This is a genomic window from Streptococcus infantis, assembly GCF_047464715.1.
GTDB classification, from domain to species: Bacteria; Bacillota; Bacilli; order Lactobacillales; family Streptococcaceae; genus Streptococcus; species Streptococcus infantis_S.
The window spans coordinates 870,433-885,328 of record NZ_JASHBJ010000001.1 but is presented as its reverse complement, the minus strand read 5'-3'; the positions used below and the strand labels follow the sequence as shown (position 1 = coordinate 885,328).

The window sequence follows — 14,896 nt, the reverse complement described above, 5'->3', positions numbered from 1 at the left end:
AACTATGGGAAAATATGATTTTACGACCTTGCCCAATCGTTTTGGACATCATACCTACAAATGGAAAGAAGCAGAGAATGACCGAGAAGTATTGCCAGCCTGGATTGCTGATATGGACTTTGAAGTGTTACCTGAGATTCGTCAGACTGTTCATGACTACGCTGAGCAATTAGTCTATGGCTATACCTATGCTAGTGATGGGTTGATTGAAGCTGTTCAAAACTGGGAGGAAAAACATCATGGATATCGCTTTGATAAGGATGCTCTAGTCTTTATCGAAGGAGTAGTACCTGCCATTTCAACAGCCATTCAAGCTTTCACCAAGGAAGGTGAAGCAGTCCTCATTAACACACCGGTTTATCCTCCTTTTGCTCGCAGTATTAAGCTCAATAATCGTAGACTAATCACCAACTCTCTAGTAGAAAAAGACGGACTTTTTGAAATTGACTTTGATCAATTGGAGAAAGATTTTGTCGAAGAGGAAGTGAAACTCTATGTTCTCTGCAATCCTCATAATCCTGGTGGACGTGTTTGGGAGAAGGAAGTCTTAGAGAAGATTGGACAACTGTGTCAAAAACATGGAGTCTTGCTAGTTTCAGATGAGATTCACCAAGACTTGGCCTTGTTTGGACATAAACACCAGTCATTCAACACGGTAAATAAAGACTTCAAAGAATTTTCACTGATTTTAAGTAGTGCTACCAAAACTTTCAATATTGCAGGAACCAAGAATTCCTACGCTATTATCGAAAATCCTAAGTTGAGACTTGCTTTCCAAAAACGCCAGCTTGCGAATAATCAACATGAAATTTCAGGATTAGGATACTTAGCAACAGAAGCTGCCTATCGCTATGGTGAAGATTGGTTGACAGAACTCAAAGAACTAATCGAGAAGCACATTAATTATGTAGTCGATTTGTTTGGTAAAGAAACTAAAATCAAGGTCATGAAACCTCAAGGGACCTATCTTATTTGGCTTGATTTTTCAGCCTATGATATTAGCGATGAAGAACTAAGAAAACTCTTGAGAGACGAAGCCAAGGTTATCCTGAATAGGGGCTTGGACTTTGGTGAGGAAGGAGCCCTTCACGCTCGCTTGAATGTAGCCATGCCGACATCTGTGTTGGAAGAAGTTTGCCAACGAATCATTGCCACTTTTTCAAATCATTAAAAACTAGCCTTTTAGGAGAAAAGTCTTCCTAGAAGGCTATTTTCATAGGCAGAAATATGGTATAATTAAGAGATAAAGTAAAGGGGACACTATGGCTAAATTGATTCCAGGAAAGCTTCGAATGGAGGGAGTGGAACTCTATGAAACTGGTCAGATTGAAATCATTAAAGAACAAGACCATCGTATCTATGCGCGTGTAGCGGAAGAAGAAATTCGTTATAGTTTAGACGATGACTTGATTTTTTGTGCATGTGATTTTTTCAAAAAAAGAGGTTACTGTGTTCATTTAGCAGCTCTAGAATATTACTTAAAGAATGATCAACTAGGACAGGAAATCTTACTCAATCTGGAGGCTAATCAGGAAGAGAAGGAGACTGTTGAGACACAGGTGACTTTCGGAGGAGAATTCTTGAAGTCTATCCAAGTTCCGCGGCAAACCAACATCTATCGGCTTTCTGCTCAAGGGCAGGTGGAAGCGGGAACCAATCGCATTATCTGGACTTTAAGAATTGGTCTTTCTCAGCAAGACAAGTTTTATGTGATTAGGGATATCCCTCTTTTCTTAAAAGTCATAGAAGCTACCAAACCCTACATGATTGGAAAACATTACGAGTCATCATTAAAACTTGAGCAATTTGATAGAGCCAGTCAAGATGTTTTGAATTTCTTGCTAGGCTTGGTTGAGGAGAAAACAGACAATTCTATTTTTTTCCAAAATCAAGGGCGACATCTCTATTTCCCTAAGACCTTTTTTGAACAAGGTGTTAGTCTTCTGATGGGCTTAGATGTATTCCAATTTGACCATCAGCTTTCGACATATCACCATCTTCTTTTCCATGATTTTGATGGTCATGCAGGTTTGTTTTCTTTTGAGATTGAAGAAAAATCCAACTATTATGAGATGGAAATCCTCGAACGGACAGGGGTCAATGTCTTTTATGGAGGACAAGTACTATTCTCCAAGGGGAATTTTTTCCTGATGTCGAAAAAACAGGCTAGTTTATTAGATGCGCTTAGAAAAGTTCCTTTAGATCATAGTGGTAGGAAGATTTTACAGTTTGATACTAGCGATCGAGATCTCTTGGCTTCGACCTTATCCCAGTTTAAAGAACTCGGAAAAGTAGAGGCACCTGACTCGCTTCACATCCAGACTTTCCGCCCTTCATTTTACATGGATCGAGAAGAGGATGGTTCCATTCGATTAGATATGCAGTTCCAATATGAAACTTGCTTAGTAACTACTCGAAATGAACTCGAGAATCTCCCTTTTGCGAGTGATATTCAACTAGAAAAAAAGATTTTTCAGCTAGCTCTATCAGCTGGATTTGAAGCAGATTTTCGTTCATGGCGTCAGAGTTTGAAAGCTGATGCAATCCATACTTTCTTTCAGGAAATTTTGCCAGCCTTTGCCGTGTTTGGAGAATTAAAGATTTCTGAGAGTTTGCAGGACCTTTATCGAGTTCAGAAACCTCAAGTCCACATCTCGTCCAAGGGAAGTCTTCTAGAAATTCAATTTGATTTTCAGGATATAGATCAAGAAGAAATTAATCGAGCGATGAAGGCTCTGGTTGCAAAGCAAGATTATTATATTTCTTCCACTAACCAGGTTTATTATTTCGACGAAGAGACCAAGCGTATTCGTCAGGATTTGGATGATTTGGGAATTGGGGAGATAGAGAGTGATACTTTCCATGCACGCAAGTCTTTGGCTTATACCTTATCTCATCTGTTTAAGGACCAGGACCAAGTAACATTTACCGAAGAATTTAGGCATTTGGCGCACGATTTGACGCATCCAGAAGATTTTCCGATGACACCTCTGAATATCAAAGCTGATCTCAGAGATTATCAGAAAAAGGGGATTCAATGGCTTCAAATGCTTCACCATTATGGATTTGGTGGGATTTTAGCGGATGATATGGGACTTGGTAAGACCTTGCAAGCTATTGCCTTTCTGAGTAGCCAGATGCACGAAAAAAGCCGAGTTTTAATTCTTGCTCCATCTGGTCTCATCTATAATTGGGCTGATGAGTTTCAAAAATTTGCACCGAATTTGGATGTGGCTGTCGTGCATGGATTGAAACCTTATCGCGAGACTATTTTAGCAGAAAAACACCAGGTCTATGTGACCAGTTATGCTACTTTCCGTCAGGATAGTGAAATCTATCAAAACTTATCTTTTGATTTTCTATTTCTAGATGAAGCCCAAGTGATGAAAAATGCCCAAACCAAAATTGCTAAGATTTTGAGAAAGTTTGTGGTTCCATCAGTTTTTGCACTTTCCGGAACACCAATTGAAAATAATCTAGGGGAATTATGGTCTATCTTTCAGATTGTATTGCCGGGACTTTTGCCAGCAAAAAAAGACTTTATGAAATTGCCTGCTGAGAGAGTGGCACAGTTTATCAAACCATTTGTCATGCGTCGAAAAAAAGAGGATGTTCTTACAGAGCTACCTGATTTGATAGAAGTCGTTTATAAGAATGAACTGGAAGACCAGCAAAAGGCCATCTATCTAGCTCAACTTCAGCAGATGCAAGAGCGCTTGGGACAAGTGACTGATGCAGAATTTCAACGAAATCGAGTTGAAATTTTAACAGGACTCATGCGTCTCCGCCAGATTTGTGATACTCCAGCCTTATTTATGGAGGATTATAAGGGAGATAGTGGGAAACTTGATAGTTTACGAGATTTGCTGAATCAAATTGCTGAAGGAAATCATCGTGTACTCATCTTTTCACAATTTAGGGGGATGTTGGACCGCATCGAAGAGGAGTTGCCACAGCTTGGCTTAACTTCCTTTAAGATTACTGGCTCTACACCATCACAGGAACGACAAGAAATGACCAAGGCTTTTAACCAAGGTGAGCGCGATGTGTTTTTGATTTCTCTAAAAGCTGGTGGAGTTGGTCTCAATCTTACTGGTGCAGACACAGTTATTCTGGTAGACTTATGGTGGAATCCGGCAGTTGAATCGCAGGCTATTGGCAGGGCCCACCGTATGGGACAAGAACAAGCTGTTGAGGTTTATCGTCTGGTAACTAGAGGTACAATCGAGGAGAAAATTCAAGAGTTGCAGGAACAGAAAAGAAATCTGGTCTCTGAAGTCTTGGACGGAACAGAGTCTCGTGGAAGTCTCACACTTAGTGAAATTCAAGAAATATTAGGAATTTCTGAAGCCAAGACTTGAAAAATCAAGACTTTACGTTATAATGGAGTATTGAAAGGGAATAAAAATGAAACAAGTACGATTTCCAATAGTGTCAGATGATGAGATCATACTGACAGAGATGCCATTTATGGATTTATATGATGAGTCGGATCTCATCAGTAATATCAAGGGAGACTACCAGGACAAAAACTACTTGGAATGGTCACCAATTACTACCGAAAAAAAGTCACCGGTTCAAGCATCAGATAAGCTACCTGAAAAGAAGGAAAAATCCTATGCTGAACTTGCTCGTGAAGAAGCAAGAGCTGATCTAAAACGGAAACGTTCAGCAAAATATTTGACTCAAGATGTTAGTTTTACGAAACGTTATAAACCTTCAAATAATGTAGTAAGACAGACAAATCAGCCAACAGCTCCTTTCCAAAAGGAAAATCCTGGGGAGCTAGCAAAATTTAGTGACAAACTAACTCAGAAACATTATATTTTGGCTGAAATGGCTCCTCAGATGCAAGAGACAAGCAAAGAAGAGCATCTGGGACCAAAGAAAAATAATTATGATTTTCTAAAGAAAAGCCAGATTTATAACAAAAAAGAAAATCAATCAGAAAAAGAACGTAAAATTGCTCAAGAGTTGAACTTGACAAATATGACAGAGTAAAGGGGAAAAAGATGGCAAAAACCTATCATTTTATCGGAATTAAAGGATCAGGGATGAGTGCCTTGGCTTTGATGTTGCACCAAATGGGACATAAGGTCCAAGGATCTGACGTTGAGAAATATTACTTTACACAACGTGGACTAGAGCAAGCAGGGATTAAAATTTTACCTTTCGATGAGAAAAATCTTCAGGGTGATTTAGAAATTATCGCTGGGAATGCCTTTCGTCCAGATAACAACGTTGAAATTGCCTATGCAGACAAGAATGGTCTAAGCTATAAACGTTATCATGAATTTCTTGGCAGCTTTATGCGTGACTTTATCAGCATGGGGGTTGCTGGTGCACACGGTAAGACCTCAACAACTGGAATGCTTTCTCACGTCTTGTCACACATCACTGATACTAGCTATCTAATTGGTGATGGTACAGGACGTGGCTCTGAAAATGCCAAGTATTTTGTCTTTGAATCAGACGAGTACGAGCGCCATTTCATGCCATATCACCCAGAGTACTCTATCATTACGAATATCGACTTTGACCACCCTGACTACTTCACAAGCTTAGAAGATGTTTTCAACGCCTTCAATGATTACGCAAAACAAATCACCAAAGGTTTGTTTGTCTATGGTGAAGATGCTGAGTTGCGTAAGATTACATCTGATGCTCCAATCTACTATTATGGTTTTGAAGCAGAAAACAATGATTTTGTAGCTAGTGACTTGCTTCGTTCTACTACAGGTTCAACTTTCACAGTTCACTTCCGTGGTCAAGAACTGGGTCAATTCCACATTCCAACTTTCGGACGCCACAATATCATGAATGCAACAGCAGTGATTGGTTTGCTTTATACTGCTGGCTTTGACTTGAATTTAGTACGTGAACACTTGAATACTTTTGGAGGCGTTAAGCGTCGCTTTACAGAAAAGATTGTCAATGATACTGTTATCATCGATGATTTTGCGCATCACCCAACTGAAATTATCGCAACTCTAGATGCTGCACGTCAAAAATACCCAAGCAAGGAAATCGTTGCTATTTTCCAACCGCATACCTTTACTCGTACAATTGCTTTGTTGGATGATTTTGCGCAAGCCTTGAACCAGGCTGATGCAGTTTACTTAGCAAAAATCTATGGTTCTGCTCGTGAAGTTGACCATGGTGATGTTAAGGTTGAAGATTTAGCAGCCAAGATTGATAAAAAACATCAAGTTATCACTGTTGAAAATGTGTCTCCTCTCTTAGACCATGACAATGCTGTATACGTCTTTATGGGAGCAGGTGACATTCAATCATATGAATACTCATTCGAACGTCTCTTGTCAAATTTGACAAGTAATGTTCAGTAAGGAACAAAATGGAATTTCCAATTAAAATTCGAGAAGCCACGCAATCAGATATGGAACAAATTTGCTTGATTTCTGATTGCACAGCAGGTTCTCGAGAAATAACAAATAGAAAAATGATGGAAGAACGTATCCGCAGTCATGCGGATACGTTTCTCTTAGCTAGTCTTGATGATATGGTGATTGCTTATATCCTAGGAATAGATCTTGCTAATTCCTCACTAAGTAGATGGATAGAAGAGGTGGCAAATGTTGAACTTATCAGTGATAGAAATTTTGTGATTGCTGGTTTATCTGTTCGTCCGGATTATCAGAGGCAAGGATTTGGAACCTTGTTGCTAGCAGCCTTCAAACAAGTTGTTCTTCAACAAAATAATCCCGGTATTTATCTTCTGTGTAAGGATGAATTACTGTCTTATTTTGAGATGAACGAATTTATAGAGCAAGGGATAGTAGACCTGGGAGTCGGCAATGAAGTTAATTTTCTCATGTCTTGGAAGAATCCTTTTTATCAGGAGGAACTATGATTATTCGACAAGCTAGACTGAGTGATTTAGACCGAATTTTAGAGATTGAATTAGAGAATTTCTCAATTGAAGAAGCCATACCTCGATCTGTTTTTGAAGCTCACTTAAGAGAGATTAAAACTAGTTTCCTAGTGGCTGAAAAAGATGGAGAGATACTCGGTTATATTGAAGGACCAGTAGTCCCTCATCGCTATTTGCAGGACCAATCCTTTACAGAAGAAATAGAAGATCACAGTCATCAAGAAGGTGGGTATATATCTGTGACATGTCTGTCTGTTGCAAAGAAAGCTCAATCCTTGGGGCTGGGAAGAAAACTCTTAACTGCCTTAAAGGAAGTAGCTCTCAAGCATGAACGTGAGGGAATAAATCTGACCTGCCATGACTACCTGATTGATTACTATGAGAAGCATGGTTTTGTCAATGAAGGCAAGTCTAAATCCCAATTTGCGGGAGAAGAATGGTATAATATGGTCTGGGAAAATAGGAATTAGCGACTAGAAAGGCTTCCAAGGTTGCTTTTCTCTGGTTTTTAAGATATAATATTAAGGATTATCAACAAGGAGGTAAATACCTTTGAGCGAAAATTCAAATGAAGAAAAGTTGAGCTTTAAAGAGCAGATCTTGCGAGACTTAGAACGATTAAAGAAAGAGGAAAGTTTAACAGAACAAACAGATGACCTCTTTTCAAATTTGATGAACTCTTCTGATACAAAAACAGAAGAACGAGTAATAACTCCAGAAGAAGAGCTGATTGCTAATTCTGTTTCAACCGTTGAACAATTGATTGAGAATGCACCTGCTGTTCCTCCTCGGCCAGATCTTAAAGAGGAAGTTGCAGAGGAAGCTGTGGAAGAAGCAGCAGTTGACTTATCTCAATCAATCTCAGATAAAGATGAAATTAATTCAATACCGACTAAGGTTTCAGTTTCCTACCGTACTCATGAAAAATCACATGAAGATAAAGAAACTGTAGGTTTTGCCACTAATCAGGAAGAATTAACAACTGGAAATGCTAATCAGAAAAATACTGAGGTAGATGAACTTCCTAAAAGAAGTCGTAGGGAGTCTGCGAAACCAGCCAAGAAAAAGAAAAAATCCCGCTTGAAAGGATTTTTAGTCACAGTATTGGTATTGCTGATTCTACTTGGTGCTGGTGGTTTCTTTGGACTTCGTTATGCTGAATCAGCCTTGCAACCAGTGGATCCAAGTTCTAAACAATATATGACTGTTCAGATTCCAGATGGATCTAATGCTCAAGAAATTGGTTCAACGTTGGAAAAATCTGGTGTCATTAAAAACGGTTTGGTCTTTACACTTTATGTTAAGTATAAAAACTATAATGAATTAAAATCTGGTTATTATAATCTTCAAAAGAGTATGAGCGTTGAAGATGTCATTAAAGAGTTGCAAAAAGGTGGTACACCTGAACCTCAAGAGGTTACACTTGCAAGCTTGACTATTCCAGAGGGATATACTTTAGAGCAAATTGCTCAAACTGTTGGCCAACTTCAAGGTAACTTTAAGGAACCTTTGACAGCGGAAGCATTTTTGGCTAAAGTTCAAGATGAGAACTTTATTGCTCAAGAGGTAACCAAATATCCAAATCTTCTTGAAAGCTTACCTACAAAAGATAGTGGTGTTCGTTACCGTTTAGAAGGTTATCTTTTCCCTGCAACTTATACGATTAAAGAAAACACAACTGTTGAAAGTTTAATTGATGAAATGCTAGCTGCTATGGATAAAAATCTATCTAGTCACTATGCTATAATCAAAGAAAAGAACTTAACAGTAAATGAGCTCCTAACAATTGCCTCTCTTGTTGAGAAAGAAGGAGCAAAAACAGAGGATCGTAAGTTGATTGCTGGTGTATTCTATAATCGTTTGAACCTGGGTATGCCACTTCAAAGTAATATCGCTATCCTTTACGCAGAAGGTAAACTTGGTCAAAATATCAGTCTTGCTGATGATGCAGCTATTGATACTTCTATCGATTCACCGTACAATGATTATACAAAAGTAGGTCTTATGCCTGGGCCAGTTGATAGCCCTAGCTTGGATGCTATCGAATCAAGTATCAATCAGACAAAGAGTGACTATCTCTACTTTGTAGCCAATGTTCAAGATGGTAAAGTTTACTATGCAACAACGTTGGAAGAACATGATCGTAATGTTCAAGAACATATCAATAGTAAACTAAACCAATCAAATAGCACAAACTAAAATTATGTGGTTTTCCACATAATTTTGCTTTAAAGCATATATTTATTAATTCAATTAAAAGAAAGTTGAGAAAAATGGTAGAAAAAACTTATCCAATGACCTTGGAAGAAAAGGAAAAACTTGAAAAAGAATTAGAAGAATTGAAACTAGTACGTCGTCCAGAAGTTGTAGAACGTATCAAGATTGCTCGTTCATATGGTGATTTGTCAGAAAACAGTGAGTATGAAGCAGCTAAGGACGAGCAAGCCTTCGTTGAGGGACAAATCTCAAGTCTAGAGACTAAGATTCGTTACGCAGAAATCGTTAATAGCGATGCTGTTGCAAAAAATGAAGTTGCTATCGGAAAAACTGTAACAATCCAAGAAGTTGGAGAAGACGAAAAGGAAGTATACATTATCGTTGGTTCAGCTGGAGCAGATGCCTTTGCAGGAAAAGTTTCAAATGAAAGCCCAATTGGTCAAGCATTGATTGGTAAGAAAAAAGGTGATGTTGTTACAATCGAAACACCTGCTGGAAGCTATGATGTTAAAATCTTAAAAGTTGAAAAAACCGTTTAATAGGAAAAAGGAAGGAGTAGATTTAGGGAAAGCGTTTCCTATTACTCCTTTTCTTAATTCTAAAAAATAAGGAGACTATATGAATTCAGAAAAAAAGCACAAAAAGAAAAGTAAAATGGAGCGTGGCTTAACCAATCGCCATGTTCAGGTTATGGCCATTGCCGGAACGATTGGTACGGGATTATTTCTTGGAGCTGGTCGGTCTATCAGTTTAACTGGACCTTCGATTGTCTTGGTCTATATGATTACAGGTGGCTTCATGTATCTCATGATGCGTGCTATCGGGGAAATGTTGTACCAGGACCCAGAGCAACACACCTTTATCAATTTTATTACTCGCTATCTTGGAAAGGGCTGGGGCTATTTCTCGGTTTGGTCTTATTGGTTATCAGTAGTCTTTATTGGTATGGCTGAAATTACAGCTATTGCTCACTATGTTCAGTTTTGGTTTCCATCTTGGCCATCTTGGTTAATTCAGGTTGTATTCCTAACAATTTTGGGCTTGGTCAATCTGATTGCTGTTAAAATCTTTGGTGAAGTAGAATTTTGGTTTGCCATGATTAAAATTGTGGCCATTCTCGCCATGATTGCAACGGGTATTTTTCTAGTCTTGACTGGCTTTGAAACTCCATATGGTTCAGCGAGTCTCGCCAATATTAGTGAGCAGTTCTCCCTTTTCCCAAATGGAGGGATGAACTTTGTCATGGCCTTTCAAATGGTTTTCTTTGCTTACTTGATGATTGAGTTTATCGGTGTTACAACATCTGAAACTAAGGATCCTCGGAAAGTATTGCCTAAGGCGGTTAAGGAAATTCCTTTGCGAATTATCTTTTTCTATGGTGGGGCTCTCTTAGCTATCATGTCTATTATTCCTTGGCGTGAGCTTTCTGCGACAGATTCACCATTTGTAACGGTATTTGAACTTGTTGGTCTTAAGTGGGCGGCGGCCTTGATTAACTTTGTTGTCTTGACTTCCGCTGCGTCAGCCTTGAATTCAACTCTTTACTCAACAGGTCGTCACTTGTACCAAATTGCCCATGATTCACCAAATCGTTTCTTGAAAGCTATTAAGGCAGACACCCTCTCACGCCACAACGTTCCTCAGAATGCTATCATTACTTCTGCGGTATTGATTGGTTTTGCTGCCTTCATCAATGTACTTCCTGGCGTATCAGATGCCTTTGCTTTGATTACAGCATCTTCATCAGGTGTGTATATCGCCATCTACATCTTGATCATGGTAGCCCATCTCAAGTATCGCAAGTCTAAAGACTTTATGGCAGATGGCTATCTCATGCCTCAATATCGCTTGCTAAATCCTCTGACCATGCTCTTCTTTATCTTTGTATTTGGAACGCTCTTCTTACAAGAATCAACCGTAATGGGAGCTAGAGGTTCAGCTATCTGGATTATCGCTTTTGGTATTTATAGCCAATGGAAATTTAGAAAATAAGTCATAAGCTCATCAACTCAGGTTGGTGAGTTTTCTAGTTTGACAGTCTATCTAAATATAGTTATAATCATGCTATAAGTGTATTTAGGAGGTTTTATGCAGGTAAGATTGGAAAATACAGAGTCTCAGAAATCGCAAATAATAGGAGACTTGATTCGCTCTTATAATCGTTCCAAAAGAGAAGCTGCTGAAAGCGAGCCACTTAATATTTATGTCGAAGATGATAGCGGTGAACTCATGGCGGGTTTAGTAGCAGAGACTTTTGGAAATTGGCTAGAAATCGAATATTTGTTTGTAAAAGAAGACTTGAGAGCACAAGGAATTGGCTCCCAACTGTTGCAGCAAGCAGAAAGTGAAGCTAAGAAGAGAAATTGTCGCTTTGCTTTTGTCAATACCTATCAATTTCAAGCACCAGCCTTTTATCAAAGGCATGGCTACAAGGAAGTTTTTACATTGAAGGATTATCCATACACTGGACAAAGACACTATTATCAAAAAGATTTGTAAACGGAAAACAGAGAAGTGACCTTGTAGATATTTTGAAAAAATTTGAATAAGCAGAGAACTCTCTATCATGTAAGTGGTAGAGTTTTTTTGTTAAAAAAATCGCACAAAATGACAGATATATATTGCATAATGTAAATTATATGATATAATGGACTTGGAAAGAAGCGCAACTTTTTAAAAGCTAAAAGGAGGTAAGAAGTGGCTAAGAATTTAAAATTAAAACTAGCTCGAGTAGAGCTTGAACTGACACAAGGTGACTTGGCAGAAGCTGTCGGGGTTACGCGCCAGACTATCGGCTTGATAGAAGCTGGAAAGTACAATCCCTCGCTTTCGCTTTGTCAGTCTATTTGCAGATGCTTAGGCAAAACGTTAGATCAATTATTTTGGGAGGAAGAAGATGAAAAATAGATTTTATTATTACCAATTATTAGACGAAAGAGAAGAGCAACAACTTCATAAAGCTGGTGCAGAGAGTTTTCATATCTCTACCGGATTATTGTTTCTAGCTTATTTCATATCAGTGTTAGCACCAAGCCTTTTTAATCCTAGCATGCTTCTCGTAATTATCATCATAGGGAATTTTTACTTTTTCAATCGTGCTAGAAGTCTAGGTGTGACCTACTATAGTCGTTTTCATTTTACAATTTTAGGATGCCTGTTATTAACTCTAGTGATTACAGCTACCTTGATGCTACAAAACTACCAGTTCAATATCGAAATTTATCAGCACAACCCTCTACATCTTAAATATATTTATGCTTGGGTCATTACATATCTCCTTTATCTTCCTTGGGTCTTTATTGGAAACTTAGGCTTAAAAAGTTATGGTGAATGGGCTCAGAAGAAGTATGAAAAAGATATGGATGAGCTCGAGAGCATAGAATAGCTTGTTAACTTTTTATCAATATCGATAAAATGTGTTATAATAGTACTAATTTATGAGAAAAGAAGAAACATTTTCATCTTTTTACAAATAGGGAAGAAGGACAGTATATGTACCCAGATGACAGTTTAACATTGCACACAGATTTGTATCAAATTAACATGATGCAAGTTTACTTCGACCAAGGCATTCATAACAAGAAAGCAGTTTTTGAAGTTTATTTCCGCCAACAACCTTTTAAAAATGGTTATGCTGTTTTTGCAGGTTTGGAACGAATTGTGAACTACTTAGAAAACTTGCGTTTCTCAGATAGCGATATTGCTTATTTGGAGTCACTTGGTTATCATGGCGCCTTCTTGGAATATCTCCGTAATCTCAAGTTGGAATTGACTGTACGTTCTGCTCAAGAAGGGGACTTGGTATTTGCCAATGAACCGATTGTTCAAGTGGAAGGTCCTTTGGCTCAGTGTCAATTGGTTGAAACAGCTCTCTTGAACATCGTCAACTTTCAAACCTTGATTGCGACCAAGGCTGCTCGTATTCGTTCAGTCATTGAAGATGAGCCTTTGATGGAGTTCGGTACACGTCGTGCTCAAGAAATGGATGCAGCTATCTGGGGAACTCGTGCCGCTGTTATTGGTGGTGCCAATGGAACTAGTAATGTACGCGCAGGGAAGCTCTTTGGTATTCCGGTTTTAGGGACTCATGCCCATGCTTTAGTACAAGTTTATGGAAATGATTATCAGGCTTTCAAGGCTTATGCCTCAACGCACAAAAACTGTGTCTTTCTAGTAGATACATACGATACTCTTCGCATCGGTGTTCCAGCAGCGATTCAGGTTGCGCGTGAACTTGGTGACAAGATTAATTTCCTTGGTGTCCGCATTGACTCAGGAGATATTGCCTATATTTCTAAAAAGGTTCGTCAGCAACTGGACGAGGCAGGATTTACGGATGCTAAGATCTATGCATCCAATGATCTTGATGAAAATACCATTCTTAACCTCAAGATGCAAAAAGCTAAGATTGACGTCTGGGGTGTAGGTACTAAACTCATCACTGCTTATGACCAACCAGCACTTGGAGCAGTTTACAAAGTTGTTGCTATTGAAGACGAGAATGGTCATATGCGCAATACCATTAAACTTTCAAATAATGCAGAGAAAGTTTCAACACCAGGTAAGAAACAAGTTTGGCGCATCACCAGTCGTGAAAAAGGTAAGTCAGAAGGCGATTACATTACCTATGATGGTGTCGATGTTGCTAGCATGACTGAAATCAAGATGTTCCATCCAACCTATACTTACATCAAGAAGACTGTTCGTAATTTTGATGCTGTTCCTCTCTTGGTTGACATTTTCAAGGAAGGTAAGCTGGTCTATGATTTACCAAGTCTACCTGAAATTCAAGCCTATGCTCGTAAGGAATTTGATAAGCTCTGGGATGAATACAAACGCGTACTGAACCCACAACATTATCCTGTGGACTTGGCTCGTGACGTATGGCAAGACAAGATGGACTTGATTGATAAGATGCGTAAGGAAGCTCTAGGCGAAGGAGAAGAAGAATGAGTTTGCAAGAGACCATTATCCAGCAACTAGGTGTAAAACCAGTGATTGATGCCCAGGAAGAAATCCGTCGTTCGATTGACTTTTTAAAACGATATTTAAAGAAGCATCCCTTCTTAAAAACGTTTGTATTAGGCATTTCTGGAGGTCAAGACTCGACCTTAGCAGGACGTCTTGCCCAACTAGCTATGGAAGAAATGCGAGCAGAAACAGGCGATGATAGTTATAAATTTATCGCAGTTCGTTTGCCTTATGGAGTGCAAGCTGATGAAGCAGATGCTCAAAAAGCCCTAGCTTTTATCCAGCCAGATGTCAGCCTGGTAGTGAATATCAAGGCATCTGCTGATGCTATGGCCATGGCTGTTGAAGCAACAGGAAGTCCGGTTTCCGATTTCAACAAGGGAAATATCAAGGCTCGTAGTCGTATGATTGCCCAATATACCCTTGCAGGTGCTCATAGCGGAGCTGTTATCGGGACAGACCATGCTGCGGAAAATATCACAGGTTTCTTTACCAAGTTTGGTGATGGTGGTGCAGATATTCTCCCACTTTATCGCCTCAATAAACGCCAAGGAAAACAACTTTTGAAAGAGCTTGGAGCTGATCCAGCCCTCTATGAAAAAGTTCCAACAGCAGATTTGGAAGAAGAAAAACCAGGCATTGCAGACGAAGTAGCCTTGGGAGTCACTTACAATGAAATTGATGATTACCTCGAAGGTAAACAAGTAAGCCCAGAAGCTCAAGCAACCATTGAAAAATGGTGGTACAAAGGCCAACACAAACGCCACCTACCAATCACAGTGTTTGATACGTTTTGGAAGTAAAAAAGTCCGGGGG

The 14,896-nt window shown here is 39.0% G+C and carries 14 protein-coding genes; all 14 read left to right on the top strand.

Annotated features, from left to right (window positions below; translation table 11 throughout):
- Nucleotides 1–4 precede the first annotated feature (4 nt).
- Nucleotides 5–1,171: a MalY/PatB family protein gene (locus tag QM419_RS04420; RefSeq protein ID WP_235083964.1), complete on the top strand. Its 1,167-nt coding sequence runs from the start codon at nt 5–7 to the stop codon at nt 1,169–1,171.
- A 91-nt stretch (nt 1,172–1,262) separates the two neighbouring features.
- Nucleotides 1,263–4,361, top strand: a complete 3,099-nt coding sequence (locus QM419_RS04415; protein WP_414278009.1) for a DEAD/DEAH box helicase — start codon at nt 1,263–1,265, stop codon at nt 4,359–4,361.
- Between the two features lie 46 nt (nt 4,362–4,407).
- Nucleotides 4,408–5,001, top strand: coding sequence for a cystathionine gamma-synthase (locus QM419_RS04410; protein ID WP_414278008.1), 594 nt, complete (start codon nt 4,408–4,410; stop codon nt 4,999–5,001).
- 11 nt (nt 5,002–5,012) lie between these two features.
- Nucleotides 5,013–6,347 carry a UDP-N-acetylmuramate--L-alanine ligase gene (gene murC, locus QM419_RS04405; RefSeq protein WP_414278007.1) on the top strand — a complete coding sequence of 445 codons (1,335 nt, stop codon included), beginning with the start codon at nt 5,013–5,015 and terminating at the stop codon, nt 6,345–6,347.
- 8 nt (nt 6,348–6,355) lie between these two features.
- Nucleotides 6,356–6,871 (top strand): GNAT family N-acetyltransferase, encoded by a 516-nt coding sequence (locus QM419_RS04400; RefSeq protein WP_414278006.1) that lies wholly within the window; start codon nt 6,356–6,358, stop codon nt 6,869–6,871.
- Nucleotides 6,868–7,362: a GNAT family N-acetyltransferase gene (locus QM419_RS04395; protein ID WP_414278005.1), complete on the top strand. Its 495-nt coding sequence runs from the start codon at nt 6,868–6,870 to the stop codon at nt 7,360–7,362. The genes QM419_RS04400 and QM419_RS04395 overlap by 4 nt, the downstream gene beginning before the upstream one ends.
- Before the next feature lie 82 nt (nt 7,363–7,444).
- The gene (gene mltG, locus QM419_RS04390) at nt 7,445–9,091 is read left to right on the top strand and encodes an endolytic transglycosylase MltG (RefSeq protein WP_414278004.1); all 1,647 of its coding nucleotides are present in this window, start codon (nt 7,445–7,447) and stop codon (nt 9,089–9,091) included.
- A 74-nt stretch (nt 9,092–9,165) separates the two neighbouring features.
- Nucleotides 9,166–9,648, top strand: a complete 483-nt coding sequence (greA, locus tag QM419_RS04385) for a transcription elongation factor GreA (protein WP_006154262.1) — start codon at nt 9,166–9,168, stop codon at nt 9,646–9,648.
- 79 nt (nt 9,649–9,727) lie between these two features.
- On the top strand, nt 9,728–11,101 hold the full coding sequence (locus QM419_RS04380) for an amino acid permease (protein WP_414278003.1): 1,374 nt from the start codon (nt 9,728–9,730) through the stop codon (nt 11,099–11,101).
- Between the two features lie 96 nt (nt 11,102–11,197).
- Complete coding sequence (locus tag QM419_RS04375) at nt 11,198–11,608, top strand: GNAT family N-acetyltransferase (protein ID WP_414278002.1); 411 nt, start codon at nt 11,198–11,200, stop codon at nt 11,606–11,608.
- 198 nt (nt 11,609–11,806) lie between these two features.
- A complete protein-coding gene (locus QM419_RS04370) occupies nt 11,807–12,016 on the top strand; it encodes a helix-turn-helix transcriptional regulator (RefSeq protein ID WP_006150074.1) in 210 nt (69 codons plus the stop codon).
- Nucleotides 12,006–12,494, top strand: a complete 489-nt coding sequence (locus tag QM419_RS04365; RefSeq protein WP_414278001.1) for a DUF6773 family protein — start codon at nt 12,006–12,008, stop codon at nt 12,492–12,494. Before QM419_RS04370 ends, QM419_RS04365 begins: the two co-directional genes overlap by 11 nt.
- 107 nt (nt 12,495–12,601) lie before the next feature.
- Nucleotides 12,602–14,062: a nicotinate phosphoribosyltransferase gene (locus QM419_RS04360; protein WP_414278000.1), complete on the top strand. Its 1,461-nt coding sequence runs from the start codon at nt 12,602–12,604 to the stop codon at nt 14,060–14,062.
- Nucleotides 14,059–14,883 (top strand): ammonia-dependent NAD(+) synthetase, encoded by an 825-nt coding sequence (gene nadE / locus QM419_RS04355; RefSeq protein ID WP_414277999.1) that lies wholly within the window; start codon nt 14,059–14,061, stop codon nt 14,881–14,883. Before QM419_RS04360 ends, nadE begins: the two co-directional genes overlap by 4 nt.
- The last annotated feature ends 13 nt before the right edge of the window (nt 14,884–14,896 follow it).